The 26,832-nt window shown below is 64.0% G+C and carries 21 protein-coding genes; 14 read left to right on the forward strand and 7 right to left on the reverse strand.

Features of this window, described 5'->3' with window-relative positions; genetic code table 11:
• The first annotated feature begins 92 nt into the window (after positions 1–92).
• The 9 genes from gcvP (at position 93) to BANT918_RS04745 (ending at position 11,565) form a co-directional block, all read left to right on the forward strand.
• The gene (gene gcvP, locus BANT918_RS04705; RefSeq protein ID WP_101619149.1) at positions 93–3,044 is read left to right on the forward strand and encodes an aminomethyl-transferring glycine dehydrogenase; all 2,952 of its coding nucleotides are present in this window, start codon (positions 93–95) and stop codon (positions 3,042–3,044) included.
• Positions 3,044–4,327: an aminomethyltransferase family protein gene (locus BANT918_RS04710; RefSeq protein WP_101619150.1), complete on the forward strand. Its 1,284-nt coding sequence runs from the start codon at positions 3,044–3,046 to the stop codon at positions 4,325–4,327. The genes gcvP and BANT918_RS04710 overlap by 1 nt, the downstream gene beginning before the upstream one ends.
• A gap of 92 nt (positions 4,328–4,419) precedes the next feature.
• Entirely contained in the window at positions 4,420–4,818 is a 399-nt protein-coding gene (gene gcvH, locus BANT918_RS04715) for a glycine cleavage system protein GcvH (RefSeq protein ID WP_009883420.1), read from the forward strand.
• 115 nt (positions 4,819–4,933) lie between these two features.
• The gene (locus BANT918_RS04720; RefSeq protein WP_101619151.1) at positions 4,934–6,412 is read left to right on the forward strand and encodes an L-serine ammonia-lyase; all 1,479 of its coding nucleotides are present in this window, start codon (positions 4,934–4,936) and stop codon (positions 6,410–6,412) included.
• Between the two features lie 641 nt (positions 6,413–7,053).
• Positions 7,054–7,476 (forward strand): diaminobutyrate acetyltransferase, encoded by a 423-nt coding sequence (gene ectA, locus BANT918_RS04725; protein ID WP_009883418.1) that lies wholly within the window; start codon positions 7,054–7,056, stop codon positions 7,474–7,476.
• A 167-nt stretch (positions 7,477–7,643) separates the two neighbouring features.
• Positions 7,644–8,936: a diaminobutyrate--2-oxoglutarate transaminase gene (gene ectB, locus BANT918_RS04730; RefSeq protein WP_101619152.1), complete on the forward strand. Its 1,293-nt coding sequence runs from the start codon at positions 7,644–7,646 to the stop codon at positions 8,934–8,936.
• Between the two features lie 155 nt (positions 8,937–9,091).
• On the forward strand, positions 9,092–9,484 hold the full coding sequence (locus tag BANT918_RS04735) for an ectoine synthase (RefSeq protein WP_101619153.1): 393 nt from the start codon (positions 9,092–9,094) through the stop codon (positions 9,482–9,484).
• Positions 9,485–9,799: 315 nt separating this feature from the next.
• On the forward strand, positions 9,800–10,513 hold the full coding sequence (locus tag BANT918_RS04740; protein ID WP_101619154.1) for a hypothetical protein: 714 nt from the start codon (positions 9,800–9,802) through the stop codon (positions 10,511–10,513).
• Between the two features lie 236 nt (positions 10,514–10,749).
• Positions 10,750–11,565, forward strand: coding sequence for a glycerophosphodiester phosphodiesterase (locus BANT918_RS04745; protein ID WP_101619155.1), 816 nt, complete (start codon positions 10,750–10,752; stop codon positions 11,563–11,565).
• Positions 11,566–11,571: 6 nt separating this feature from the next.
• Here the strand turns inward: BANT918_RS04745 and BANT918_RS04750 are convergent, their stop codons facing one another.
• Complete coding sequence (locus BANT918_RS04750) at positions 11,572–12,030, reverse strand: pyridoxamine 5'-phosphate oxidase family protein (RefSeq protein ID WP_101619156.1); 459 nt, start codon at positions 12,028–12,030, stop codon at positions 11,572–11,574.
• Positions 12,031–12,264: 234 nt separating this feature from the next.
• On the opposite strand from BANT918_RS04750, the gene BANT918_RS04755 reads away from it, so the two are divergent.
• Together BANT918_RS04755 and BANT918_RS04760 are read left to right on the forward strand one after the other, a co-directional pair.
• Positions 12,265–13,053, forward strand: coding sequence for an SDR family NAD(P)-dependent oxidoreductase (locus tag BANT918_RS04755; RefSeq protein ID WP_208618011.1), 789 nt, complete (start codon positions 12,265–12,267; stop codon positions 13,051–13,053).
• 54 nt (positions 13,054–13,107) lie between these two features.
• Positions 13,108–15,459 (forward strand): thioredoxin domain-containing protein, encoded by a 2,352-nt coding sequence (locus BANT918_RS04760; RefSeq protein ID WP_101619158.1) that lies wholly within the window; start codon positions 13,108–13,110, stop codon positions 15,457–15,459.
• 30 nt (positions 15,460–15,489) lie between these two features.
• Here BANT918_RS04760 and BANT918_RS04765 read toward each other — a convergent pair whose 3' ends face one another.
• From BANT918_RS04765 to BANT918_RS04775, 3 genes are all read right to left on the reverse strand, one after another.
• Positions 15,490–17,256, reverse strand: coding sequence for an ABC-ATPase domain-containing protein (locus tag BANT918_RS04765; protein WP_101619159.1), 1,767 nt, complete (start codon positions 17,254–17,256; stop codon positions 15,490–15,492).
• 120 nt (positions 17,257–17,376) lie between these two features.
• Positions 17,377–18,165 carry an amidohydrolase family protein gene (locus BANT918_RS04770; RefSeq protein WP_101619247.1) on the reverse strand — a complete coding sequence of 263 codons (789 nt, stop codon included), beginning with the start codon at positions 18,163–18,165 and terminating at the stop codon, positions 17,377–17,379.
• Between the two features lie 248 nt (positions 18,166–18,413).
• On the reverse strand, positions 18,414–19,751 hold the full coding sequence (locus tag BANT918_RS04775) for a M18 family aminopeptidase (RefSeq protein ID WP_167389378.1): 1,338 nt from the start codon (positions 19,749–19,751) through the stop codon (positions 18,414–18,416).
• 176 nt (positions 19,752–19,927) lie between these two features.
• On the opposite strand from BANT918_RS04775, the gene BANT918_RS04780 reads away from it, so the two are divergent.
• Positions 19,928–21,439 carry a DUF1684 domain-containing protein gene (locus BANT918_RS04780; protein WP_233430356.1) on the forward strand — a complete coding sequence of 504 codons (1,512 nt, stop codon included), beginning with the start codon at positions 19,928–19,930 and terminating at the stop codon, positions 21,437–21,439.
• Between the two features lie 196 nt (positions 21,440–21,635).
• Here BANT918_RS04780 and BANT918_RS04785 read toward each other — a convergent pair whose 3' ends face one another.
• A complete protein-coding gene (locus BANT918_RS04785) occupies positions 21,636–23,582 on the reverse strand; it encodes a M13 family metallopeptidase (RefSeq protein ID WP_101619162.1) in 1,947 nt (648 codons plus the stop codon).
• A 95-nt stretch (positions 23,583–23,677) separates the two neighbouring features.
• On the opposite strand from BANT918_RS04785, the gene BANT918_RS04790 reads away from it, so the two are divergent.
• Together BANT918_RS04790 and BANT918_RS04795 are read left to right on the forward strand one after the other, a co-directional pair.
• Positions 23,678–24,193, forward strand: a complete 516-nt coding sequence (locus tag BANT918_RS04790; protein WP_101619248.1) for a low molecular weight protein-tyrosine-phosphatase — start codon at positions 23,678–23,680, stop codon at positions 24,191–24,193.
• Between the two features lie 32 nt (positions 24,194–24,225).
• On the forward strand, positions 24,226–24,873 hold the full coding sequence (locus BANT918_RS04795) for a copper resistance CopC family protein (RefSeq protein ID WP_101619163.1): 648 nt from the start codon (positions 24,226–24,228) through the stop codon (positions 24,871–24,873).
• 124 nt (positions 24,874–24,997) lie between these two features.
• On the opposite strand, the gene BANT918_RS04800 is transcribed toward BANT918_RS04795, so the two are convergent.
• Together BANT918_RS04800 and BANT918_RS04805 are read right to left on the reverse strand one after the other, a co-directional pair.
• Complete coding sequence (locus BANT918_RS04800) at positions 24,998–26,389, reverse strand: MFS transporter (protein ID WP_101619164.1); 1,392 nt, start codon at positions 26,387–26,389, stop codon at positions 24,998–25,000.
• Positions 26,382–26,807 carry a MarR family winged helix-turn-helix transcriptional regulator gene (locus tag BANT918_RS04805; RefSeq protein WP_009884603.1) on the reverse strand — a complete coding sequence of 142 codons (426 nt, stop codon included), beginning with the start codon at positions 26,805–26,807 and terminating at the stop codon, positions 26,382–26,384. The genes BANT918_RS04800 and BANT918_RS04805 overlap by 8 nt, the downstream gene beginning before the upstream one ends.
• Positions 26,808–26,832: the final 25 nt, after the last annotated feature.

A 26,832-nucleotide genomic window follows, 5' to 3' on the forward strand; every position in this document is an offset into this window, starting at 1 on the left:
GCTCGCGCGCTGTCAGTCTGACAGAACGGGGAGGACCACCACTGCTCAGTGCGTCCTCCATAGGCGGGCGCGACACCGACCCGAGGACGGCAATGACCAGTTCACTCGCCCACACAAGTTCACTCGCGCACACCACAGCGCCCACCGGAGACACGGAACGCCCCTTCTCCGACCGGCACATCGGCCCCCGCGCCGACGACACCCAGGCCATGCTGGTCGAACTCGGCTACGACTCCCTCGAAGCGCTCTCCAGCGCAGCCGTCCCAGAATCCATTCAGATCGACGGACTCGACCTGCCCACCGGTCGCTCCGAAGCCGAGGTCCTCGATGACCTCCGCGCGATCGCCGGTCAGAACATCATGCGCACGCAGATGATCGGCCAGGGCTACTACGACACGATCACCCCGGCCGTCATCCGCCGCAACCTGGTCGAGAACCCCGCCTGGTACACCGCCTACACCCCGTACCAGCCCGAGATCTCCCAGGGTCGCCTCGAGGCTCTGCTCAACTTCCAGCAGGTCGTCCAGGATCTCACCGGCCTCGACATCGCCAACGCCTCCCTCCTCGACGAGGCCACCGCCGTCGCCGAGGCGGTCCTGCTGATGCGTCGGGCCGTGAAGAAGGGGACAACCGTCGTCCTCGACTCCGAACTCCACCCGCAGACCATCGCCGTCGTCCGTGCCCGCGCGAAGGCCATGGACTTCCGCGTCACCGTCGCTGACCTGGCCAAAGGCCTCGTGGGCGAAGACATCTTCGGCATCGTCTGCGCCCAGCCCGGCACCACCGGCGTCATCCGCGACTTCACCGAAGCCGTCGACGGCGCCCATGACCGCGGCGCCCTCGTCACCTTCGACGCCGACCTGCTGGCCCTGACCCTGCTCAAGGATCCCGCCTCCCAGGGCGCCGACATCTCCGTGGGCTCGGCCCAGCGCTTCGGTGTTCCCCTGTTCTTCGGCGGACCCCACGCCGGCTTCATGGCTGTGAAGTCCGGTCTCCAGCGTCAGCTGCCCGGCCGCCTCGTCGGTGTCTCCAAGGACGCCCAGGGCAAGCCCGGTTACCGTCTGGCCCTGCAGACCCGTGAACAGCACATCCGCCGCCAGAAGGCCACGTCCAACATCTGCACCGCGCAGGCTCTGCTGGCCAACGTCGCATCGATGTACGCCGTCTACCACGGCCCCGTCGGCCTGACCCGCATCGCCTCCCGCATCCACCGCCTGGCCCAGGCCTTCGCGACCGCTGCGGACACCGCCCCCGGCGCCGAGGTGGTCACCCGTGAGTTCTTCGACACCGTGGCCATCCGCGTCGCCGACGCAGAAGCCGCCCGAGTCGTGTCCGAACGTGCCGGCTTCAACATCCGCGTCATCGACGACTCCACCATCGGCGTCTCCTTCGGCGAATCCCACTCGGTCGCCGATGCCAACGGACTGCTCGAAGCTCTGGGCATCATCGCCCGGGTCGATGAAGCGAACTTCGAAGCCGCCTCGGCGGGCACATTCGGAGCCAACCACGTGCCCACCCCGGCCTTCGACGAGAAGTTCCACCGCACCACCGAGTTCCTCACCCACCCGATCTTCAGCGCACACGGCTCCGAGACCTCGATGATGCGCTACCTGCGCACCCTGGCCGACCGTGACCTGGCACTGGACCGGACGATGATCCCGCTGGGCTCGTGCACGATGAAGCTCAACGCCGCGGCAGAGATGGAACCCATCACCTGGCCCGAGTTCGCCTCCATCCACCCCTTCGCCCCGGCCGAGCAGACCCACGGCTGGCGCACCCTCATCACCCGCCTGGAGAACTCGCTCGTCGAGGTCACCGGCTACGACCGCGTGTCACTGCAGCCCAACGCCGGCTCCCAGGGTGAGCTGGCAGGACTGCTCGCGATCCGCAACTTCCACGTCGCCAACGGCGACACCGACCGCGACGTGGTCCTCATCCCGCAGTCAGCCCACGGCACCAACGCCGCCTCGGCAGTCCTGGCCGGTCTCAAGGTCCAGGTCATCGCGACCGCCGAAGACGGATCGGTCGACATCGCCGACCTCGCCGCGAAGATCGAGAAGAACGCGGACAAGCTCGCCGCGATCATGATCACCTACCCGTCGACCAACGGAATCTTCGAGTCCGAGGTCCGTGACGTCTGCGAGAAGATCCACGCAGCCGGCGGCCAGGTCTACGTCGACGGTGCGAACCTCAACGCCATGGTCGGACTCGCCAAGCCCGGCGAATTCGGCGGCGACGTCTCACACCTCAACCTGCACAAGACCTTCTGCATCCCTCACGGCGGCGGCGGACCCGGAGTCGGACCTGTCGCAGTGCGCGAACACCTCGCTCCTTACCTGCCCGGCGATCCCACCTCGGCGGAACTCGTTGCGGGTAAGGAAGACGCTCACGAACTGCCGATCTCGGCCTCGATGTTCGGCTCCGCCGGCGTCCTGCCGATCAGCTTCGCCTATCTCGAACTCATGGGCGGCGACGGTCTGCGTGAGGCCTCCCGTGCCGCACTTCTGGGCGCGAACTACCTGGCGTCCAAGCTCCACGACGTGTTCCCCATCCTCTACTCGGGTGAGCACGGACTCGTCGGCCACGAGACGATCCTCGACCTGCGTGAGCTGACCGCGAAGTCCGGCGTCACCGCCGAGGATGTGGCCAAGCGCCTCATCGACTTCGGCTTCCACGCCCCGACCCTGGCGTTCCCGGTTCCAGGGACCCTCATGGTCGAACCGACCGAGTCCGAGGACAAGGCCGAACTCGACCGCTTCATCGAAGCCATGCGCACCATCCGCGCAGAGATCGATGCCATCGGCGACACCTACTCCTACGAGGAGTCACCGCTGGCCGGTGCCCCGCACCCGGCCACCGCGGTGATGGATGACTGGGACGCCAAGTACTCCCGCGAGACTGCCGTTTTCCCAGTCAAGGGGCTGCGCCAGACCAAGTACTTCCCACCGGTGAGCCGGATTGACGGTGCCTACGGCGACCGCAACCTGGTGTGCAGCTGCCCACCGCCAGAGGCCTTCGAAGACAATGAGGAAGAAGACGACTGATGAGTACTGAGAATTCGCCGCGGGAGACCCCGCTGCACGATATCCATGCCCAGCTGGGCGCATCCTTCACCGACTTCGGCGGCTGGGACATGCCGCTGAAGTACGGGTCCGAACTGGCTGAGCACCGTGCCGTGCGCGAAGCCGCAGGCATCTTCGACCTCTCCCACATGGGCGAAGTCCGCCTCACCGGCTCCGACGCTGCGGCATTCCTCGACTACGCGCTCGTGGCGAAGTACTCGAAGATGAAGATCGGCAAGGCCAAGTACGGTGTGCTCGTCAACGAGGCAGGCTACCTCCTCGATGACCTCATCACCTACCGGATCGGAGACGAAGAGTTCCTCATCGTCCCCAACGCCTCGAACACTCCGACCGTGGTCGCAGCATTGAAGGAACGGCTGCAGGCCTTTCTGCGTGACGAGTCCCCGGGCGCCGATGCCAAACTCTTCGACGAGTCCGACGTCACCGCTCTCATCGCCGTGCAGGGGCCGAACTCAGAGGCCATCATCCTCCGCGCCCTCGACGAGGGTGCACACGGGGAATTCGGGCCAGCGACCACCTCGGCGGATGGATCATCGGCCAACGATGCAGCCGTCGACGGATCCGCGAATGATTCCGCGGTGAACTCGACCGGAATCACCGTCGGCGAGGCGGTCCGGGAGCTGAAGTACTACGCGTGGATGCCGCTGACGATCGCGGGCATCGACATGATGCTGGCGCGCACCGGCTACACCGGCGAAGACGGCTTCGAGCTCTACATTCCCAACATCGCCGCGCCGCGTCTGTGGGAGACCCTGACGACTGCTGGTGCCGACTACGGCCTCGTGCCCTGCGGCCTGGCCTCGCGTGACTCGCTGCGCTTGGAAGCGGGTATGCCGCTCTACGGCAACGAACTCAGCCTCGAGACTTCGCCCTTCGACGTCGGACTCGGCCGCATGATCGGGTTCACAACGAAGGAGAACTTCGCCGCCCGCGACGCGTTGGCCAAGCTGGGGGAGACCGAGCCTCCGCGGGTGCTCGTCGGACTCACCTCCGCGGGTCGTCGTGCCGCACGATCCGGGGCGAGCGTCTTCGCCTCGGCAGACGAGGTCGGCGCCGAAGGCAGCAGCTCCGTCGGCACCATCACCTCCGGACAGCCCTCGCCGACGTTGGGACACCCCATCGCGTTGGCGTTCCTCGACCGCGGACTCGCCGACCCCGGCACGCCCGTATTCGTGGACATCCGCGGCAAGGCACACGAGTTCTCCGTGACCGAGCTGCCGTTCTACAAGCGCGGCGAGAACTGATCCGTCGATCCTGATGCTGTTGCCCCCGGTGGCTCGTACACTGGGGGCACCTGCTCACCAACTAGCTGTCAATTAAGCAGAAAAGGACAATCATGGCTGAATTGCCCCCGCTCCCACAGAACTTCACCTACTCCGCTGAGCACGAGTGGATCAACGCCGGAGCCGACGCCATTGTCGGCAACACGGTGAAGATCGGCATCACCGCAGTCGCCGCTGACGCCCTCGGCGAGGTCGTCTACGTGGACCTGCCTGAGGTCGGCGACACCGTCACCGCCGGCGAGACCTGTGGCGAGGTCGAATCGACCAAGTCGGTCTCCGACCTCTACTGCCCGGTCACCGGCGAGGTCACCGCCATCAACGAGGCCGCCACGGACAACCCCGGCGTGCTCAACTCCGACCCCTACGGCGACGGCTGGCTGTTCGAAGTCAACGTCACCGAACTGGGCGAAGTGATGGACGCAGCAGGCTACGCAGAGGCCAACTCCCTCTGACACACCCTCCGACCGATGGGACCGACCACGGCTGGAGTCATCCGGCCTGACTGGGCCGGAACGACCCGGCCCGGTCGGTCCCATCGATCACCCGAAAAGAATCGGAGTATCTTCCATGCCATTGAGCGTCTTCGATCTCTTTACCGTCGGCATCGGCCCGTCGAGTTCCCACACCGTCGGCCCGATGCGAGCGGCATCGAGCTTCCTCACACTTCTGGGCGACAAGCTGGGATCCGTTGCAAGCATCAAGGTTGATGTCTTCGGATCCCTCGCCGCCACCGGTGCCGGACACGGCACCTTCGACGCGATCCTGATCGGCCTGGAAGGCTGTGCACCCGACGCTGTCGAAGCCAATGAACTCACCGCCCGCCGGACCCGTATGTCCGAAACCGGGACGATCCTCCTCGGCGACGCAGTCGGGCACGGCGTCGAGATCGCCTTCACCGAGGACGACATGGTCAAGCGTCCCCTGACCATCAAGCCTCGCCACACGAACGCCATGACCATCACAGCCTTCGACGCCGAAGGCCAGACCCTGGCCGAAGAGACCTACTATTCCGTCGGCGGCGGCTTCGTCACCTCCGAGACCGAGTTCCTGGAGAAGGAGCAGGCCGCCGAGGTTGTTGCTGAGTCGGGAGAGGACGACACCAGCGAGTTCGCCGTTGCCGATGCTGTCGTCGACGCCGAGCTGCAGTCCTACAGCGAAGAGCTGCCCTATCCGTTCCACTCGGCCGTCGAACTCCTGCAGCGCTGCAAGGAAAGCGACATGTCGATCGCCGAGATCATGCTCGCCAACGAGAAGTCGATGCGCGATGAGGACGAGATCCGTCACGGCCTCCTCCACATCTACTCCGTGATGGAAGAGTGCGCTTCGGCGTCCCTGGACCGCTCGGGCTACCTGCCGGGCGGGCTCAAGGTGCGCAGGCGCGCCCACGACTGGTACCTCAAGTTCAAGGCCGAGGATCCCGACCGCGACCCCGGCTACTACCTGGAGTGGGTCAATCTCATCGCCATGGCCGTCAACGAGGAGAACGCCTCGGGCGGACGCGTCGTCACCGCCCCGACGAACGGCGCTGCCGGCATCATCCCCGCAGTCCTCCACTATGCGCTCAACTACGTGGATTCCGTGGTCAAGGGCGGCGAGGCTGCCAAGCACGCGGCGATCGTGGACTTCGTGCTCACCTCGGCGGCGGTGGGTGTCCTCTATAAGGAGAGAGCATCCATCTCCGGCGCCGAGGTGGGCTGCCAGGGCGAGGTCGGATCCGCCTCCTCGATGGCTGCCGGGGGACTGGCCGCGATCATGGGCGGCACCCCGGAGCAGATCGAGAACGCCGCCGAGATCGCCATGGAGCACAACCTGGGCCTGACCTGCGACCCGATCTCCGGGCTCGTGCAGGTCCCCTGCATCGAACGCAACGCGATCGCGGCAGGCAAGGCCATCAACGCCTCCCGGATGGCCCTGTGGGGCGATGGCCAGCACAGGGTCAGCCTCGACGAGGTGATCGAGACGATGCGCCAGACAGGTGCGGACATGAGCTCGAAGTACAAGGAGACAGCGCAGGGCGGCCTCGCCGTCAACGTCGTCGAATGCTGAGGTAGCCCGCGGGGCTGTCGTATGGGCGGCCCTTCCAGCGTCCTCGAGGCTGCCGCGCTAGGTTTTCACCCTCCGGTGCCGTCGAAACCCCGCCTGCGCGTCGAAACATCGCTGTGGGCATAGGGGCTTCGACACGCAGGCGCTGTCTCGGTGAAAAGTCGCTTCCTGCTGCCTGTTTCAGCTGCGTGAGAGGCCGGTATCTGACACCCGCTGCCCTCGCCCGCATCCATGCATTGCCCTATCCAGCAACCCTCCCTGCCTTTCCCGCCGTCCAGCCGGATGGCTGTCTCCGGCACCCCGAATAGTCATCCGGAAGTCATGCCCCGAGGTGGCGTCGAAACGTGGAACAACCGTGGAACCGCTGTTCCAAAAGTGCTGAAATGTAACGAAACGATAACGAAGCTCTACCCCGGAATGAGCGCGGAAGAGCGCCCTGGCGCATCCCAGAGATGCCATGGGGAAACCCCGGTTCGTGACGTCGGGAACACGCGCGGGAATCACCACTGAATGGGGCGTGAATCACCGGTTTTCGAGTTGACGCTCATCCTCAGGTCGTTAGGTTTGAAGGCGTGAGAAACGCAGTCGCTGAACCTCAAACAGAAACCGATGTCCGTGTTCCAACTATGGAAGACGGTCAACACATGTGGAGACTGGCTAAAGATTCGGCCGTTCTCGACCTGAACTCCTCGTACTCCTACATTCTGTGGTGCCGAGACTTCTCGGCCACCTCGACGATCGCGCGAATCGGCGGAGAGCCCGCCGGGTTCGTCACCGGCTACACCCGCCCGGATCGGCCTAACACGCTGATGATCTGGCAGGTCGCAGTCTCGTCGGACTTCCGCGGACACGGATTGGCGAAGACCATGCTCAACGAGCTGGCCGATCGCACCAATGCGCTCCGCCTGGAGACGACGATCACCGATGACAACGACGCTTCAAACCGTCTGTTCCAGTCATTCGCTGAGCAGCGTGACGCTAATTGCGAACGAAGCGCGCTGATCACTCCGGATCTGTACCCGGACGGTCACGACACAGAATACCTGTACGAGATCGCACCACTGTGATGCACCGCTGAAAAGCCTGGTGCCACCTGGCGTCCGAGGGATCAACTGATTCCGTCTGAGGGTGCCGACCGGCGACAGCCGTACCCGATGTTGATCGGTCGCGGCCACCGCCTAGGCGCTTGCTCACGAGGCAAGTGCGTAATCCAGAAGTCGAAAGGACTCAAGTGATGACCGAAAACTCTAAGACCACGAAGCCCGACATCTTTGAAACCCGCGAATCAGAGGTGCGAGGATACTCGCGCTCCTGGCCCGCCACCTTTGCCAAGGCACAGGGTGCGAAGCAGTGGGGCGAAGACGGCAAGGAATTCATCGATTTCTTCTCCGGCGCCGGAGCACTCAACTACGGGCACAACAACCCCGTCGTGATGAACCCTCTCATCGAGTACCTCCAGTCGGGTGCAGTCCTGCACTCGCTGGACATGAAGACACCGGCCAAGCGTGAGTTCCTCGAGACCTTCCAGGACCTCATCCTCAAGCCCCGCGGACTCGACTACACCGTGATGTTCCCCGGACCAACGGGAACAAACACCGTCGAGGCTGCCCTCAAGCTGGCGCGCAAGGTCACCGGTCGTCAGCACATGCTGTCCTTCACCAACGCATTCCACGGCATGACCCTGGGTTCGCTGTCGGTGACCGGTAACTCGATGAAGCGCGAAGGCGCAGGCATCCCGCTGACCAACAGCTCGAAGATTCCCTATGACGATTACTTCGACGGCGAGATCCCTGACTTCCTGTGGCTCGAGAAGGTCCTCGAAGACTCCGGCTCAGGCGTCGACAAGCCGGCCGCTGTCATCGTTGAGACTGTGCAGGGCGAAGGCGGCCTCCGCGCCGCTCGTGCCGAATGGCTGCGCGAGCTGTCGAAGCTGACCAAGAAGCACGACATCCTGCTCATCGTCGATGACGTCCAGGCCGGCTGTGGCCGCACCGGTTCGTTCTTCAGCTTCGAAGAGGCTGGCATCGAGCCCGACATCGTCTGCCTGTCGAAGTCGATCTCCGGTTCGGGTCTGCCGATGGCACTGACCCTGTTCCGTCCTGAGCTCGACGTCTGGGAGGCCGGCGAGCACAACGGAACCTTCCGCGGAAACAACCCCGCATTCGTCACGGCGACCGCCGCGATCAAGAACTTCTGGGCCGACAACACGTTCCAGAACGAATTGGCCGACACGATCGCCGCACTGCACCAGCGCCTCGACTCGATCGTGGAGAAGGCAGAGGGAGCATCCATCCGTGGACGCGGACTCCTCGCCGGACTGCACTTCGAGGATGACGAGGTCGCCGGAAAGATCGCAGCGTACGCATTCGACAACGGACTGCTCCTCGAGACCTCCGGTCCGAAGGATGAGGTCACGAAGATCATGCCTCCGCTGACTATCTCCTCGCACGATCTGGAGCAGGGCCTCGACATCATCGAGGCCGCTGTGCTGAAGTTCGCTCCGGCCGCAGAAACTGCGGCGGTCTGAGCCTGCTCCCAGCTGAGCGCGAGAGCCTGAAAAACAGAGCTTCGGTTCGCCGAGACTCAATCATGAAACTTGTATGACGCGTTGCCGGTGGATCTCTCGACTTTTCGACTGATGCACCGGCAACCCGTCTGATAGACCACTCGAAAGGACCACGAATGTACGTAGTCAACCGCGATGACCTCAATGACACCGACCGCGACATCAAGTCGGAGACCTGGCGCAGCCGCCGCATGGTGCTGGGCAAGGAACGCGTCGGATTCTCGCTCCACGACACCGTGATCTACGCCGGCACCACCTCGACCTTTCACTACCAGAACCACGTCGAAGCCGTGTACTGCGTGCAGGGCAAAGGCACTCTGACCGACCTGGAGACCGGCAAGGAATACCCACTGTCCGATGGCACCATGTACCTGCTCGACGGTCATGAGAAGCACACCGTCGTGGCTGAAGAAGAGCTGCGCATGGCCTGCGTGTTCAACCCGCCGGTCACCGGTCGTGAGACCCACGACGAGAACGGCGTCTACCCGCTCATCGTCGAAGAGGACTGAAGTCCTCCCCCTGAGCTGAAGAGCTCTACTCGCCGAGGTTGCCCGCTGTCTGATCGGTGACCGACGCATCGTCCGGCCTCTGGACACCATGACTGGTGGTCACGGAATCGAGGAAGATCCGCAATCTGCGGGTTTCACCGAGGTTCCGCGACCACCAGTTTTTTTGCATGCAGCTGCTGGTGCGTGATCAGACTTCAGCTGTGATATTATTCGGCTTATTGACACTTCAAGTATCGTAACGATGCCTGCCGACTGACACTTTCCAAGACTCCGACTCTGGCATCCCTCTGTTCAATTCCACTATCTGGAGTCTCCATGAAGTTCATCAGGCGTGCCCTCGTCTCAGCTATTGCCGCTGTGGCACTTATTGTCGGTCCAGCTGTTTCCGCTGAGGCGGCTGGCACCTCGTTCGATGTTACGAAGCTGTCGGCTGACAACGTCGTCGTCTCCGCCTGGGACTGCAAGAAGACGAATGTCTCCATGAAACATAAGAAGTCGAAGGTGGACGACTGGGACGTCGAGACCAAAATCTATGGAAAGCACGGGCTCTCAGACTGGGCGGACTTCTCGTCATATGGCGGCAGCACGAAGGACCGCATCTCCATCTGCCCGACGTCTGATGGGCTCGGAAAGTACACCCTCGGTCCGTCCGAGATTTCTGCCTACTACTACGGGGGCTATGACTACGACGAATACGGTGAGGTCGAGCGCGCCGACCACACCAAGGGCAGCTTCTACGTCCGCGGAAAGTCCTATGCTTCGCTCGCAGCCAAGCGCAGCGGCAAAACCGTCACTCTGACGTCGAAGACGAAGGTCTACAATCCCGAGAAGTACGACAAGGTCAGCTACAGCCCGAAAGTGAAGTTCCAGGTAAAGTCCGGGAGCAAATGGAAGACCATCAAGACGGTGACCGCAAAGAAGGGCAAGGCCACGTACAAGGTCAAGACGACGAGCAAGAAGACCTACCGCGTGACCTTCAGCCAGGTGAGCTGGGCGACCGGAGCCACCTCGAAATCTGCCAAGAGGTGACCTCGAAGTCCTCAATGAGGTAGGTGCTCATAGGCGCAGACCGAGGCAGAACGGCCCGAGCAGCTCTCAGACGCCTTGGGCCGTTCTCATATTCCGGGCCTTCCCAGGCAGCATTCACGCTCTGTCTACTCGCGCATCACTGGCTCCTGGCCCACGAAGTCTAGTGTGAGCCGCATTGGACTGCAGCTTCGGCTGCTCGCCGCCATCGTGAGCTGTCATCCCCGGAGGAGCCCGACATGCCGATCACACTGATAAATGACTCCGCCGCGGAGGTCACGCACGCTCGTGTTCCACCGCTGGTCGTCGCTCACCGAGGGGCGTCCGTGCAGCATCCCGAGAATACGATCCCTGCCTTCGTCGCCGGAATCGACCAGGGTGCAGACATGATCGAGACCGACGTGCACCTGAACCGGGACGGCGATCTCATCGTCATCCACGACGACACCTTCGACCGCACCACGAACGTCCGCACGCTCCACCCTGACCGTGCCGAGATCAGCGTGAGTGGCATGACGACGGCAGAGATCGCTGCCCTGGACGCGGGCAGCTGGAAGGGGGCATCCTTCGCCGGGGTCACCGTCCCTCACCTCGCGGAAGTGCTGGATCTGGTGCACACAACCCGCACCGGTCTGCTCCTCGAAGTCAAGCAACCCGCCCGGTACCCTGGAATCGCCGAGGCTATTGCCGAGTCCCTGAGATCCGTGCCCGGATATCTTGAGCGGGCTCTGGCCGCAGCACTGCTCGTCGTCCAGTCCGCAGACTGGAGCTTCGTCCGCGAGTTCCACGAGCTGGCGCCGGAGATTCCCGTCGGGATACTGGGTCGACCCAGCCTGGCCGAGGTGCGCGAATTCGCCACCTGGGCCGATCAGATCAACTCCGAGTACACCGCGGTCGATCCGATCTATCTGGACTTCGTCCACGAGCTCGGAATGTCGAGCCTGGTCTGGACCGTCGACAGTGTCGACGACATGGAGAAGGCCATCGACCTCGGAGCTGATGGCATCATCACCAACCTGCCCGATCGTCTCGTGCAGTTGGTTGAGGAGATCTGAGTCCGGTCATTCCCGCGGTGCGCGCGCCACGTGACTCAGCGGGGTCTCCCAGGCGGCGGAATCCGTCACTGGGAAGCGCCTGCCAGACACATCCTCGGCGGTGATCCGGATGAAGCGGTTCTTTGCTCCGGGCTGCCAGGGGAACACATCGAGGGCGACGGTCTCCCGCAGTTCATCCGGGTCGTTGATCACCTTCGCCTGGCCCTTGAGTACGACGCTCCAGGCGGTGTCGGTCTCGGGTTCGTACCCGTCGACCTCGAACGCCGTCGCCGGGTGCTCGCAGATGGCGTCGACCTTCGTTCCCTCTCCGGAGCGGAAGACGATCGCCGAGTGCTCGACGGCGTAGTTGACGGGGAAGATGTCGGGTCCGTCTGGGCCGATGACTGCCAGGCACCCGATCGTCGTACTGCGGAGATATTCCCAGCAGTCGTTGATGTCCAAGATCATGTTCGACTTCGCGTCCATCTCTCTTCCTCTCCTCGGGGCGGAAGGATGCCACGTGAGCGGGGCATCGCCATCACCAGGTTCTACGAAGTGTAGATTAAAGCGGCTCACAAGGGAACGATGAGCCACAGTCTGGTCTCTGCCATCTCAGCAACGTCCGCCGCACAGCACATCTTCAGCCATCCAGTGAGACCATCGAGAGACAACACGATTTGAGATCACGATTGAAGAGTACGGAGGAGACAGCTTATGCGTATGCCTGACAAAGTGGTCGTGATCACCGGTGGCGCCAGCGGAATAGGCCTGGCGGCGGCACATCGCTTCGCCGCCGAAGGCGCGTCCGTCGTCATCGGCGATTTGGACGAGAAGCACGCCCAGGCCGCGGCCCAGGAGATCACCGACGCTGGTGGAACCGCGATCGGGGTCGCCGTGAATGTGCTTGAGGAAGCATCGATTGCCGCACTCATCGCCCGGGCTGTCGATGAGTTCGGCAGCCTGCACGTACTGTGCAATCACGTCGGGGGCAGCAATCCGCGCAAGGACCTGGACCTGCTGCGGATGGACATGGATGAGTTCGACAAAACCATGGCCCTGAACGTGCGCAGCACGGTGCTCGGGTCCCGATTGGCGCTGCCGCACATGATCGAAGCCGGCGGCGGGTCCATCATCAACACCGCATCGGTCGGCGGGCTCTCAGGGGACTATCTGCAATCCGCCTACGGCACCGCCAAGGCGGCGGTGATCCGTCTGACCCAGTACATCGCTACGCAGTACGGCCCCCAGATGGTGCGCTGCAACGCGGTGGCACCGGGCGCCATCTCCACCCCGGCACTGCGGGACAATCTCTCCGAGGACGAGATCGAGGCCATCAAGGGGCACAATGCGCTCCCATTCCTCGGCGAAGCGGAGGACATCGCCAATACGATGCTCTTCTTGGCCTCGGACGAGTCCCGCTACCTGACCGGTCAGCTCCTCGTCGTCGACGGGGGCATGAGCAGTCACAGCTCCATTGCTGAAGACCGTCGAGGCTTCATGCCCAATTGAGGATGCCCGCAGCCGCGAACATGATGCAGCTACCCCGCGTTTGGAGTAACACCGATGACGAATCGACTGAAGAGCACGACCAGCCCCTACCTGCGCCAGCATTCCGAGAATCCGGTTGACTGGTGGCCCTGGAGCAAAGAGGCCCTCGCCGAGGCGGCCCGCCGAGACGTGCCACTGCTGATCTCGATCGGTTACTCCACATGCCATTGGTGCCACGTCATGGCCCACGAATCCTTCGAGGACGAGGCCATTGCGCGCGTCATCAATGAGAACTTCCTCCCGATCAAGATCGACCGCGAAGAGCTGCCGGACATCGACGCCTATTACATGAACGCCCTCCAGGCGATGCGCGGCCAGGGCGGGTGGCCGATGACGATCTTCGCTACCCCCAAGGGCAGTCCCTTCTATGCCGGGACGTACTTCCCGCCGGCACCGCGGGGGAACCTGCCTGCGTTCACGCAGGTGCTCGGCGCCGTGTCACAGTCGTGGACGGATCGCCGCGCCGAGGTGAACGAGATGACCCAGCGCATGGATCGTGGGCTGGCCGATATGGCCAGCGCCGTCTCTGACGCACTGCCTGCCGAAGCCGCATCCGAACTGCTCAGCGCCGAGGAACTCGACTCGGCAGCCGAGTCCCTGCTCGACTCCTACGACCCGGCGTGGGGTGGGTTCGGCAAGGCACCGAAGTTCCCACCGCTGATGAACCTCATGCAGCTCCTGGCCACGTTCGTACGCTTGGGTGGGACCACCTCGGCGAGGGAGAAGGCACTTGGGCCTGACATGGTCGACCGGTTGGGCGCAGACGGGCACCTTGAAGGCGAACTCGTCCTCGACTGCCTCATCGCGGCCCGCAGCACCTTCGCGCGGATCGCCAGCGGCGGCATGCGTGACCAGGTGCGCGGCGGCATCGCCCGCTACAGCGTCGACCGGCAGTGGTTCGTGCCGCACTTCGAGAAGATGGCCTACGACAATGCGCTCTACCTGCGCGCCGTCGTCGTGTGGGCGAAGGTCGAACGCGCCCTCAACCCGGATTCGAAGTGGCTGGCGCTGGCCGAACGCGAAGTCACCGACACCGCGAACTTCCTCACCGCGGACATGTCCGATGGTGACCGCTTCATCGCAGCGCTCGACGCTGACTCACTCAATGCTGAGGGAGTGATGGAGGAAGGCGCCGCGTACGTCGTCACACCCGAGGAGTTCGCCGAGGTGGGGGAGGACGGCCTGCTGCAGCTCGTCGATTCGCCCGCCGCCGGAGAGCTCTCCGGTTCCGTCGTCGCCGCCATCCGCATCATCGACTGGCTGGGCATGGACGATGTGCCCTTCGACGAGGAGCACCCGGCCCCGTGGACCACCTCGGCGACGGTCGCACAGCAGGACAGACTCAGAGAACTGCTGGCTCAGCGACCCCAGCCCGCACGGGACGAGAAGACGATCACCGAATGGAATTCGCTGGCGATCACGGCACTGGCCGAAGCAGCGCTGTACACCGGTGGTGTCGACGAGGCGGGTGCTGGTGCTGGTGAGCCCGGCGTGGGGCGCACCGGAGTAAGTGGCACCGGCGATTCCGCAGTCGCCGATTCGGCGGTGAACTGGGGGAGTGCGGCGATGCATCTGTGGGACGCGATGCTGGCACGCTTCGGCGACTCCGCTGCAGGCAGTGACCGCGACTCGGACGTGAGCGCCGATAGTTCCAGCGCCAGTTCGGATACGGGGCTCCATGTCCGCCGCAGCTTCACCGGTGACAGGCCGGGACCAGGCCAAGCCGGACTCGCTGACTGGGCACAGTTCATCACCGCCGGCATCACGGTCAGCCAACTGCCGGACGCATCGGTGCAGGTGAGCGATCTGATGTCTGCGAGCGCGACGATGTTCACAGACTTCACCGCCGAGGGCGAAACGCTCGAGGTCTTCGACTACATGGGCGACGAGATCCTGGGTGTGAGAGCTTCCGACCCGGTGGACAACACAGTGCCCTCCGGCAGATCCGCCGCAGCAGAAGTCGCACTCCTGCTCGCGGAGATCGGTGTGGAGGGCAGCTCTGAGGCTGGTTCGACGGGCACCGCTCCGGCTGAAGGCTTGAGCACAAGCGGGCTTCTGGATCTGCGCGACCGTCTGCTCGGCGTCTATCGGGCGCTCGCCGGTCGAGCTCCTCGCGGCTGTGGCCACGCGCTGTGGCAGTCAGAACGGGCACTCAACCCGGTTCGCGTCGCCACCCGTGATGCTGCGCTGTCCAGTATCGCGGCCAGGCATCCGGCGGTCGCGCTGATCACTCGTTCAACTGGCGTTCCAGCCGAAAGCGGTGGCGAGGTCGAGGTGCCCGACGGCACTGCCATCGTCTGCCGGGGAACGCAGTGCTCGCTGCCTGTGACCACGGTTGAGGAGCTGATAGGACTGCTGGATACCTGAGGCACCTCCGCAGTCGAACAGGTGCTCGCTTCAGTCGACGAGGTGCAGTCCCCGGAAGCGGTTGAGGGCGGCCGCGATCTCCTGCGGGCGGGGTCGGGCGACGTGTCCCGGGTGGTCGCGGTTGCCGGTCAGACCGTCGACCCCCTGCGCATCGAGCATGTCTTCGACCTCCGCCAGAGCCTCGGTGAGTGAGACCCGGTCGTCGAAGATCTCTGACATGTATTCGAGTGCCTCGGCGATGCCCGTGGTCTGCTGTGGGTCGACGATTTGGGAGACGGCGGACAGGTCGATGAAGGCCTTGCCGAACTGGACCTGGCCCAACCCTTTCGCCTTCGCTGACTTCGTCTTCGAGCTGGGACGCAGTGCCTTCGCCGTCGGGATTCGGGGCTGTGGGGTGGTGAATACCTCTCCAGCCGTTTCGGCAGCCGCTTCGGCCGGGTTGCGCGGTGCACTCACGTCCGAATCGTCCCCCACCTCGGCGCTGTCCGGCTCGACACTGCCGGTCAGGTCCGCAGCGCTCACACCGACGAGTTCATGCGCTGTCTCGGTGACCTCCTGAGGCACGTAGGCGTCGAGGGCGATGACATGGTCTGCGACCTCGAAGAACGCACTCGAACCACCGGCGACCAGCACTGTGGACACGCCTCGGCGGGTGAAAAGCGGCCGGATGCGGTCGACGAACGGGGTGATGGGTTCGCGGTCGGCCGGGATCAGCGCCCGCATCCGATCGTCGCGGATCATGAAGTTCGTCGCCGAGGTGTCCTCGTCGATGAGCAGCGAACGTGCACCGACCTCCACGGCCTCAACGAGGTTGGCCGCCTGTGACGTGGACCCGCTCGCGTTCGTGGAGGTGAAAGCTCGTGTGTCAGTGCCGGATGGCAGATTGTTGATGAAGGGTGAGATGTCGTCGCCGGTGACGGCGCGACCGTCCTCGGCCCGGATGGAGGTGGCACTGGGTTCCGTGATGACCCATTCCCGGCCGTCGCCTGCGATATGCGGGTAGACGCCGCGCTCGAGAGCGCGCAGAATCGTCGACTTCCCGTGATAGCCGCCGCCGACGATGACTGTGACGCCACGCGGGATCGCCATGCCTGTGAGACTGCGTCCGCTCGAGAGCGTGACGGTGTGCTCGAGTGATGCCGGGCTGCTGAAGGCCACGGCGCTGGAATCCATCGGCAGATCCGAATCGCCGGAGCGCCTCGGCAGGATCGCACCGTTGCCGATGAACGCGAGGAGGCCTTCCTCGCCGAGGCGGTTGCGCAGTTCCAGCTGATCTCGGTGGAGCTGAACATGCTCGCGCAGATCGTCGCCGGAGAGATTTGAGTGGACGAACATCGCCTGGGCTAGCTCGGGGACATCGCGGGTGAGGATGTCGGCAGCCTGGTGCCCCAGGATGCGTCTGCCGCGAGCCGGGAGATTGACGAGCAGACGCGCCTCGAGTCCCTCGTCATCGATGACGACATTGGTGCGCTCAAGCACCTCCTGGCCCGGGCGTCCGAGGATGATCGCGCGCCGGTCATTGCGGTGCAGGAACGAATCGCCGACGCGGAAGAGGAAATCAGAGGCCGCGATGCGATCCGTGCGTTCGGTGGTGATATCAGTGGGGAACCCCGCCTCGGCGCGGTTGATCCTGATCCGGACCTTCGACGGCGATGCGAAAGGGTCAACCTGGACCCGGTCGATGAACACGGTGACCGGCCCGAACTCGTAGCTGCCACGGATCTGCTTGTAGTTTCCGTAGCTGCGGCCATCGAGGCTGTGCAGGGTGGAGGCGAGATTCGATCGTTGGGAGTTCATGCGTGGAATGCTACTTGATCGAGGTCAGCAGAGGCCAAGACAGGACCCGCCGTCCCGCGCTTCGCCAGGGCCGGTCGCCTCGGATCCATTTCGCGAACCAGGCTGTCGTTGGCTCCGAGATCAGCCGCGTTCGCGCCCCAGATAGTACGCGGCGGCGTTGTCCCAGAACACGGCGGTGAGTTCCTCAGATGACAGGGTGTCACGGATGATGTCGAAGTCCGCGTTCTCGAACGGTCGGGGTGCCCTGGTGGAGGGCAGATCGGTTCCCACCATGAGTGCTGAAGGATCGACGTCGACGATAGCTCGCATCGCGGCGGCAGCATCGAGTTCGATGCGGCCGAAACCTGTCGCCTTCACCTTCACGCCTTGTTCAACCAGCTTCAGCAGGGCGGGCAGTCCGTCGCTGTGCATGCCGAAATGGTCAATGCTCACGGCAGGCAGCCCGGCGATGCGATGACTGAGGTCTTCATCGATGGTGCGGGCATCGACGTAGAGCTCCGAGTGCCACCCAGCGAGATCATGGACCCGTCGGGCCATATGGTCAAGATCGACCAGGGCTGCGGATCCGCCTCGAGCGACGTTGAAGCGCAGTGCTTTCACGCCGTTACGGTCGAGCTCGAGGATGCGATCGTCGGACGTGTCGGCTGGAAGCTGAGTGACGCCGACGAAATCGGGGCCAAGAGTACTCAAGGCGTCGACCAGGAAACACTGATCGAACCCTTGGAACGATCCAGAGACCACTGCTCCACCGGCAATGCCCAGGCCACCGGCAATGCGCAGGCCACCGACGCGCATCAGATAGTCCTCGACCGTGAAGGGGTCGGGCAGGTAGCCGTTGTTCTCGACCAGAGGATGTTTCGGATCGATGATGTGCAGGTGCGCGTCGAAGACCGGGGTCGCAGAAACCATGGCCTCCACCTCTCCTCGTGTTCGGCAAGTCACGTTTCATTTCAATGAATGGCGCCACGGCAGCCGCAACGTTCACCTTCTGCTAAGCGGTCCTGTCGGAAGTCTCGCCCCGACCGTTCTGGCGGCAGCTGCCTCCTCGGTTGAGCCCCGTAAGTTCGCCGAAAGGGATCGGTCGAAGTTTCATAGCCCACCTTCAAAGCGGGGCTATGAAACTTCGATCGGTCAGCAACCGCGAGCGACCCCAGCGATCACCCCTGCAGGAACGCCTTCGCCGCGGCGCCAAGGGACACCACGTCGTCGATGGCGACCATTTCGCGGGCCGAGTGCATCGAATACAGTGCCGGCCCCACATCGACGGTGGTCATGCCCAGGCGGGTCGCGGTCAGCGGGCCGATCGTCGACCCACAGGGCATCGCGTTGTTGGACACGAAGTTCTGGTATTCGACCCCGGCCGCCGTGCACGCCTGTGACCACGCGGCGGTGCCCACAGCATCCGTGGCATAGCGCTGCTGGGCGTTGAGTTTCAGCAGCGGACCGCAGCCGAGGCGGGGGCGCACATGAGGATCGTGGCGTTCCGGATAGTTCGGGTGGGCGGCATGCCCCGCGTCGGAGGACACACAGATCGACGACGCGAGTGCAGCCAAGTAGTCGCTGCGCGTTGACTCCGGGAACAGGGAGGCGATGATGCGTTCGGTGACGTCGGCGAGGAACGGCCCGCAGGCACCGGAGCGTGAGTTCGATCCGATCTCCTCATGATCGAACCCGGCGAAGAGTGCAATGGAATCCAGTGAACGCGCGTCGACATCGACCAGGGCGTTGACGCCGGCGTGGACGGACAGCAGGTTGTCCAACCTCGGCGAGGCGAAGAACTCCTCCTGGGCACCGAAGAGGCCGGGGGACTGAACAGGGATCGTGTAGACGTCGTGTCCCACGACCTGCTCAGGATCCACCTCGGCGGAGGCGGCGAGGATCTCGATGACATCGGCTTCAGCCAGGTCTGCCAGACCGATGATCGGAGTGGTGTGGCGTTGCTTGTCCAGCGTCAGCCCCTCGTTGACCTGGCGGTCGAGGTGGATGGCCAGCTGCGGGATGCGCGCGATGGGCGGGGTCTGCGCGAGGACGACGGAACCGTCTGCGAGGCTGAGCTGCCCGGCCAGCGCCAGTTCCCGGTCAAGCCACGAGTTGAGCAGCGGCCCGCCGTAGATCTCGACGCCGATCTGGCGGGTGCCCTCGGCGGTGAACTCCTCGCCCGGTTTGAGCTTGAAGGCTGGGGAATCCGTGTGAGAACCGAACACGCGGAAGCCTGGAATCGCCCCGGATGGTCCACCCGAGTCAACATCGGAGGCACCAGCTTTGCTAGCTGGAGTCCGCCATGCGATGATCGCACCGTCGCGAATGACATAGTGGCCCTGACCAGGCTCGAGTGACCATTTCTTCCGCTCGTCGAGTCGGAGGAAACCTGCGGACTCCAATCGTGCGGCCGCCGTCGCGGTGGCATGATAGGAGCTGGGAGAAGAATTGATGAAGTCTCTCAGATCGACTGCGACCTGGGTTTTCGTACGTGATGTCACGGGCGATGTACTCATTTTCACAGCCTATCGTTTGCGGTAGCTTTGGCCACAAGGGCATTGGGCCTCGAGTCTGCGTCGACACGGCAGCGGGTGAGGGGCTGGTGCCGCGGGAGCCATCGACTGCTCGGGCTTCATTGTTCAACGCCCGAGAACCAGCGCCGAAAAGCAACACGATGCAAGGAGTGTTCGAAGTGAACCAGTTCGTGACCGAATGGAACACATGGCGGGATTCTAGGAACTCGGCACTGGCGACTCCTTTCGGCTGGCTGAGCGTGTCCGGTCTGCACTGGCTCGACGAAACCACGACGTGGCCCGACGCCCCAGGAACCTTCAGAGTCGACGACGGCTGGGTCAGCGTGACCTTGGAACCCGGGACCAAAGCCGGTCCTGCTGCTGCGACCTTCGACCTCATGAGCAAGTCCGCCGAGGCGGGCCCGAACCCCGACGAAGCGTCTCCCTCCAGCTCGGCCTCGGTGCCCAGTGACACCACGATTCTGCCGAAGATCCCAGAGATCTCCGGTCCCGAGGTGCGAGTCAAAGAAAACGGGTTCAGCGCGAAGCTGCCCACCAATGGGTCCCTCCAATGGTTCACTGTCGGCAATGTGCTCTACGAACTCATCGACCGTTCTGGTCGGATCGGAATTCGGGTGCGTGATGCCAAGTCGCCGCTGCTGGGCAAGTTCTTCGAGGTGCCCGTCTTCGACCCGGACCCCAGCTTCGTGTTCCTCGCCAAGTTCACTCCCTTCGAGACGCCGGAGGTGCACGCGATCAGCACGGCGCAAGACGACCTGAACGTGGAGACTGCGGCAGTCGGAACCGTGTCCTTCACCAGCGAAGCCGGCGAGGTGAGGCTTCTGGCCACAGGCAACCCCGCCAGCGGGCTGCAGCTCGACTTCCACGACTCCACGAATGGCGTCTCCACACCCGCGTGGAGAACCCTGGACTTGGGCATCCCGAACCATGACGGCTCACTGGTCGTCGATTTCAACCGGGCCGTCAACTACCCATTCGCGTTCACCGCCTTCGCCACCTGCCCGGCACCGGTTGAGGGCAACGTCGTTCCCTTCGACGTCACCGCGGGAGAGCGCACCCCACCGTTCTACTTCTCCGAGGCCGGCATCAACGTGCCATTCCTGTTCTACGTGTGGTGGGACGAGGAAAGCGCCAAGGTGACCCGGCCGTGGTACGCCCGCTTCGGGGTCGACACCACACTTATCAACCCGAACCACGACGACGTTGCACAATCGCTGGTCGGCTTCGACGGCGTCGCCATGTCCGGAGGGGACCTCGCCCCACTGACTCGCAAGGCGAGGTCGCACCTGGTCAAGGTCGCGACAGAGGCACTGACCTCCCGCATCCCCGTGATCGGCATCGGCGCCTATGCCGAGTTCGTCGTCCGAGCACAGCGCGAACTGCGCGAATCCGAGGGGTACGCCGACGGCATCGAGCAGGAGTACTCGGGCACCGATGGCAAGCTGCTCATCGTGATGAACAATGAGCTGATGCCGCAGCGCGCCGGATTCGACGTTGTCCACACCGATGCCAGCGGCCTCCTCTACGTCGAGATGCCTTATGACATCCCACTGGAATCAGACTTCTCCGAGGTCGACGAGTTCGAGGCCGCGATGCACGCGGATGCCCCGATCAACAGCTGGGAAGAATTCGACTACCGCATGGTCTGCCTCATCCGCCAGCACCGCTGAGCCGAGGGAGAGCCCCTGAGAGAGTACAGGGTTGCTTGTGCTCGCACTCTCCCACAACTACCTGACGGCGGCCCAGCAACCTCGCGCAAGGTTGCTGGGCCGCCGTCAGGTAGTTTTAGTGGGACAGCCCAGCTAGCCAGCAAATCCAGCTAGCCAGCCTGGCCGCCAGTCCGCTTCATCAAGCCTCTACCAGGCTCTACCAGATGGTGACGCGCTCCTCGGGAGCCAGGTACATGCCGTCGGATTCTGTGACGCCGTAGGTGTCGTGGAAGGCGGTCATGTTCTTCACGACCTGGTTGCAGCGGAACTCCTCCGGTGCGTGCGGGTCGATGCTCAGCCGTCGCACGCGCTCCTCGGTGCGCATCTTCGCCCGCCAGGCCTTCGCCCAGGCCTCGAAGAAGGTTGCAGCTTCATCCGACGAGGGCTCCCGTTCAAGCTCCAGCTCAAGTGCCTTCCAGCCGATGGACAGTCCGCCGAGGTCTCCGATGTTCTCACCCACGGTCAGCGCGCCGTTGACGTGCTGCGCTTCGTCCAGACCGGCGGGAACAAGTGCCTCGTACTGGGCGATGAGGGCGTTGGTGCGTTCCTCGAAGCGCTCCCGATCCTCGGCCGTCCACCAGTCGACGAGGTTGCCGTCGCCGTCATAGCGTGAGCCCTGATCGTCGAAGCCGTGCCCGATCTCGTGGCCGATGACCGCGCCGATGGCACCGAAGTTCGCCGCCACATCACCGGCGGCGTCGAAGAACGGTGGCTGCAGGATCGCGGCCGGGAAGACGATCTCGTTCATCACCGGGTGGTAGTAGGCGTTGACGGTCTGCGGCGTCATCAGCCATTCGGTGCGGTCGATCTCCTTGCCGATGCGCTTGATCTGACGCGCATGCTCGGCGCGGGCGCAGCGGCGGACGTTGCCGACCAGATCGGAGGAGTCGATCGCGGCCGGGTACTCGCGCCACACCTCGGGGTAGCCGACCTTCGGCGTGAACTTCGAGAGCTTGACCAGGGCCTTCTGCTTCGTCTCCTCACTCATCCAGTCGAGCTCGTTGATCGACTTGTCGTAGGCCTTGATGAGCATCTCGACGAGGTGGTCGATGGCGTCCTTGGCCTCCGGTGGGAACTCCTGGGCCACGTAGAGCTTGCCCACTGCCTCGCCGAGGAGGCCCTGCACCAGTCCGACACCGCGCTTCCAGCGCTCCCGCAGGGCAGGGGTGCCCGAGAGGGTGCGGGCGTTGAAGTCGAAGTTCTCCTCGACGATCTCATCGGTCAGCAGCGAGGCTGTGGCGGAGAGGACGCAGAAGCGCAGCCAGATCTTGATGGTCTCGATGTCGGTGCGCTCCCACTCCTCGGCCATGCCGGTGACGAAGGAGGGCTGGCCGATGACCAGGTAGGTCAGCTCGTCGTCGGCATCGGCGGTCAGGGTGGAGAACCAGGAGTCGAAGTCGAAGCCTGGACCCAGTTTGCGCAGCTCATCAAGGGTGACCTTGTTGTAGGTCTTCTCCGCGTCGCGGCAGGCGACCCGGTCCCAATGGTGGCGGGCCAGGGAGGTTTCGAACGCCATCACCTTGGCGGCCACCTCGGCGTCGGAGATGTTGCTCCTGGTGCCGATCCCACCGAGGGCGGACATCTTCTTCACGTGCTCGACGAACTTCACGCGCACCTCGGCGTGGTCGTCGTTGAAGTAGTAGTCCTCGTCGGGCAGGGAGATCCCGGCCTGGTCGAGGTAGAGGGCGTAGATGTCGGAGTCCTTCGCATCTGCGGTGACGTAGCCGCCGAGCACGCCGCCGATGCCTTCGACCTCGAGGCGACCGAGCAGATTCGCCAGCTCCGACTTGTCCTCGGCCGCGTCGATGGCGGCGAAGGAGGAATCGAGGGGGCTGACTCCGAGCGAGTTGATCTGCTCGAGATCCATGAACGAGGAGTACACGTCGGCGACCTTCTGGCCTTCGCTGCCCGGCTCCTGCGGAGCGTCGGTCACGGCGGTGATGATGTCGCGGACCTTGGTCTCAGCGGTGTCGAAGAGCTCGCGCATCGCGCCGTCGCCGGCACGGTCGTCGGGGATGGTGAACGAGTCGATCCATTCGCCGTTGGTGTGGCGGAACAGATCGTCCTGAGGGCGCGCCGGAGCGTGAGATGCAACAGATGTCATGGTGCAACAGTATCGTGATCAACAGGCACAATGGTCAGGAGTCACCGGGGCGAATGTGGCCCGATGGCCCGCCCCAGTTCGACGAGGAGGAACGTATGAGTCTCGCATCCGTGGTGTTCGTGTGCACGGGCAATATCTGTCGTTCGGTCACGGCCGAGCGTGTGCTCCAGCATCACCTGGCCCGCGCCGGCGTCGAGGCGGTCGTGGACTCGGCCGGCATCAGTGATGAGGAGGCCGGCAACCCCATCGACCCCACCCAGGCTCGGGTGCTGAGAACCGCCGGTTACCGCACCGAGGCTCATGTCGCCCGCCAGATCACTCCCGAACGGTTGGCCGAGCGAGACGTGGCGATCGCGATGACCCGCAGGCATTACCGCGCCCTGCAGAAGCTCATCGAAGACCTCCCCGCCGAGGTGGCCCCGAAGCTGCGTATGCTGCGCGAATTCGATCCGCGGGTGGTTGGGGAAGAGACCGCCGATGCCCCGGCACCGGACGTCGCCGACCCGTGGGCGGGGCAAATGAAGGATTTCGAAGAAACTGTTGAGACAATAGAGGTGTCCGTGCCGGGAATCACAGACTATCTGCACTCTTTGGCCGAGCAGACTCGGTGATACTGAAGGTATTCGTTGAAGGAGAATTTCACATGACTCGAACCACGTGGTCCGCTCTCAAGCTCGGCTTCGCCGCACTGCTGGTGGCTGCCTTGAGTGTCTTTGCATTCGCCCCGGCCAGTGCCCACGACCAGCTCGTCTCCTCGACGCCTGAGGATGGATCGAAGCTCGATCAGCAGCCGGAATGGATCGAAATGACCTTCTCCGGTGACATCCAAGAGGTCGGTTCAGAGGTCAAGGTCGTCACCGATGGCACGGATGTCTCTGCCGGTGAGCTCACCGTTGACGGCAAGAAACTCAGCTCGGCTCTGCCCGACAATCTCAAGCCCGGCGACTACACGGTCACCTGGCGCGTGGTCTCCCAGGACGGCCACCCGATCTCCGGTGACTTCGACTTCACCATCGCCGATGCCGAAGGCGCCGGCGGCTCGGTCGAAGAATCCTCACAGGCCGGACTCGGCGGCGGAGTCGTCGACGAGCCGGGCAAGAACACCGAGGAGCGTGGCGAGATCGGCGAGTCGACCGGCAGCGACTCCGGCATGTCGACCCCGATGATCGTACTGCTGGGCGTCGGCGGACTGGCCATCATCGTCATCGTCGTCCTCCTCATGCGCCGTAAGGCCCAGGGTCTGCCCGGCACCAAGAACGACGACTCGGGAGACGGTCCGAAGCGCGACTGAGTTTGTGACGTGATGCGTGCAGGGCACGTAATCCACAGAGCGGGGCCCCGGGAGTGATGAACTTCCGGGGCCCCGCTCTGTGCTGGTAGTGCGGCGTGGACGCGCTGGCCTGGCCGCGCGTGCGTCAGGCGGCTGTACGGTTGCCGCGCGCTCGGTCGGCGAGCAGGCCGATGAGCACCGCGACACACCCGATCGCTGAAATCGCGAGGGCCAGGAAGATGCCGTCCGCGTTCGGATGGCCATCTGCACCCAGGTGTGCGGCCAGCACCGCCCCGGAGATCGCGCTGCCGAAGGAACCGCCGACGGTGCGCAGCACCTGATTGAAGCTGACCGCACTGCCCAATTCCTCAGTTGCGACCGTGCGGGCGATGAGCGCTGGCATGGCGGCATAGGTGGTGCCGACACCCATCCCGACGACGAACATTCCGATCAGGATTTCCCAGAGCTCGGTGTGAGCGAAGAGGAGCAGCACCGATGACGCGGTGACCAGAGTTGCGCCCAGCGGCAGCAGGGTCGTCATCTGAATCCGCTTCGTCAGATGTCGAACAAGACGGTTGGCGAGGAAGCTGCCGACAGAGAACGGAAGCATCACGAAGCCGGCCCAGAACACCGGCAGGGAGACACCGTAGCCGGTCTCACTCGGCGCCTGCGCGATGATGCTGCCGATCGAGAGCACCATGTACATCACTGTGCCGAGGGTGATGGCCGTGAGGTTCGCGACGAGTGCGTCCGGGCTGCGGAGGACCCGAAGGTTGATGAGCGGATGCTTGACCCTCAGCTCCAGCAGGACCCAGATCGTGAGCAGGACGAGCGCGACCGCGAAGCAGCTCAGGGTCGCCGGGGTCGCCCACCCCCAGGTCTCTCCTTCGCTGACTCCGAGCAGCAGTGTCGCGAGTCCGAAGGCGAGCACTGTCGCACCGGGGACGTCGAAGCGGACACGCGGTGCCTGGGTGTCTGGTCCCGATGGGACGGCGACGATCACGACGATCATGGCTGTGGCGACGAAGAGCGCTGCGAACCAGAACGCGAACTGATAGTCCAGCGATCCCGCGATAAGTCCCGTCAGGGGATACCCGATGCCCATTCCCGTCGACACGGTCACCGACAAGCTGGCGATGCCGCGCGTGCTCTTCTCCACAGGCAGATACCGGCGGGCAAGTGCGATCGTCATGGGCACGATGCCGTAGCTCAGTCCCTGCAGCGCGCGCCCGATGAGGAAGACCGCAAAGTTGTTGGCAAGAGCGGCGACCACCGAACCGACCAGGATGATGGTGAGAGCGCCGACGAGGAGTCTCTTCTTATGCGGGCCATCGCTGAGGCGGCCCATCACCGGGGTGACGATCGCGCCGACGAGCAGGTTGATCGTGAGCATCCATTGTGCGGCGCTGATCGAGACATGGAATTCTGTCGAGATCGTCGGTACGAGGAGCATGCCCAGCGAGCTGACGACCGCCGTCGACAGTGCCGCATAGACGAGCGCGGGAAGCAGTCGACCGCCTGGTTGAGGCTCACTCATCCACGGACTCCTGCATGAGTTTGCGCAGCACGGGAACTGCCGCCGACAGTGTCGCACGCTCGGAGGCATCGAGATGTTCGACAAGCGCGTCGGCGAACCACCGAGTACCGGCCTCATGTTCGCTCTCGAGAGCGCTGCGCCCCGTCTCGGTGATTTGGACGCGGACCTTGCGACGGTCGACGTCGTCTCGTGCCCGGGTGACATAGGACAGCTCTTCCAGCTCGCGCAGTGCCACGGCGACCGCCTGCGGAGTGATCCGCTCTGCTACTGAGAGTTCGGATGCCGTGGCCGGTCCCCGTTCGTTCAGGTGAGTGAGGATGCCGGACTTCCCTCGGGAGGTCGTCCGTTCCGCGTAGAAGCGGCGGATGAGCGGACGGAGCGCGCTGCGGAACTCGGCAGCAAGGTTCGGATCGGGCATTACCTCATTGTACAAACAAATTGAT

Origin of the sequence: Brevibacterium antiquum CNRZ 918 (assembly GCF_900169145.1) — a bacterium.
GTDB lineage: Bacteria > Actinomycetota > Actinomycetes > Actinomycetales > Brevibacteriaceae > Brevibacterium > Brevibacterium koreense.

Coding starts and splice junctions, on each gene's coding strand:
- ectB (WP_101619152.1), top strand. CDS start 7,644: ATGACCGAAAACTCTAAGACCACGAAGCCCGACATCTTTGAAACCCGC.
- BANT918_RS04790 (WP_101619248.1), top strand. CDS start 23,678: ATGAGTCTCGCATCCGTGGTGTTCGTGTGCACGGGCAATATCTGTCGT.
- BANT918_RS04800 (WP_101619164.1), bottom strand. CDS start 26,389: ATGAGTGAGCCTCAACCAGGCGGTCGACTGCTTCCCGCGCTCGTCTAT.
- gcvP (WP_101619149.1), top strand. CDS start 93: ATGACCAGTTCACTCGCCCACACAAGTTCACTCGCGCACACCACAGCG.
- BANT918_RS04750 (WP_101619156.1), bottom strand. CDS start 12,030: ATGGACGCGAAGTCGAACATGATCTTGGACATCAACGACTGCTGGGAA.
- BANT918_RS04760 (WP_101619158.1), top strand. CDS start 13,108: ATGACGAATCGACTGAAGAGCACGACCAGCCCCTACCTGCGCCAGCAT.
- BANT918_RS04765 (WP_101619159.1), bottom strand. CDS start 17,256: ATGAACTCCCAACGATCGAATCTCGCCTCCACCCTGCACAGCCTCGAT.
- BANT918_RS04720 (WP_101619151.1), top strand. CDS start 4,934: ATGCCATTGAGCGTCTTCGATCTCTTTACCGTCGGCATCGGCCCGTCG.
- BANT918_RS04770 (WP_101619247.1), bottom strand. CDS start 18,165: ATGGTTTCTGCGACCCCGGTCTTCGACGCGCACCTGCACATCATCGAT.
- BANT918_RS04710 (WP_101619150.1), top strand. CDS start 3,044: ATGAGTACTGAGAATTCGCCGCGGGAGACCCCGCTGCACGATATCCAT.
- BANT918_RS04735 (WP_101619153.1), top strand. CDS start 9,092: ATGTACGTAGTCAACCGCGATGACCTCAATGACACCGACCGCGACATC.
- gcvH (WP_009883420.1), top strand. CDS start 4,420: ATGGCTGAATTGCCCCCGCTCCCACAGAACTTCACCTACTCCGCTGAG.
- BANT918_RS04775 (WP_167389378.1), bottom strand. CDS start 19,751: ATGAGTACATCGCCCGTGACATCACGTACGAAAACCCAGGTCGCAGTC.
- BANT918_RS04795 (WP_101619163.1), top strand. CDS start 24,226: ATGACTCGAACCACGTGGTCCGCTCTCAAGCTCGGCTTCGCCGCACTG.
- BANT918_RS04785 (WP_101619162.1), bottom strand. CDS start 23,582: ATGACATCTGTTGCATCTCACGCTCCGGCGCGCCCTCAGGACGATCTG.
- BANT918_RS04740 (WP_101619154.1), top strand. CDS start 9,800: ATGAAGTTCATCAGGCGTGCCCTCGTCTCAGCTATTGCCGCTGTGGCA.
- BANT918_RS04745 (WP_101619155.1), top strand. CDS start 10,750: ATGCCGATCACACTGATAAATGACTCCGCCGCGGAGGTCACGCACGCT.
- BANT918_RS04805 (WP_009884603.1), bottom strand. CDS start 26,807: ATGCCCGATCCGAACCTTGCTGCCGAGTTCCGCAGCGCGCTCCGTCCG.
- ectA (WP_009883418.1), top strand. CDS start 7,054: ATGTGGAGACTGGCTAAAGATTCGGCCGTTCTCGACCTGAACTCCTCG.
- BANT918_RS04755 (WP_208618011.1), top strand. CDS start 12,265: ATGCCTGACAAAGTGGTCGTGATCACCGGTGGCGCCAGCGGAATAGGC.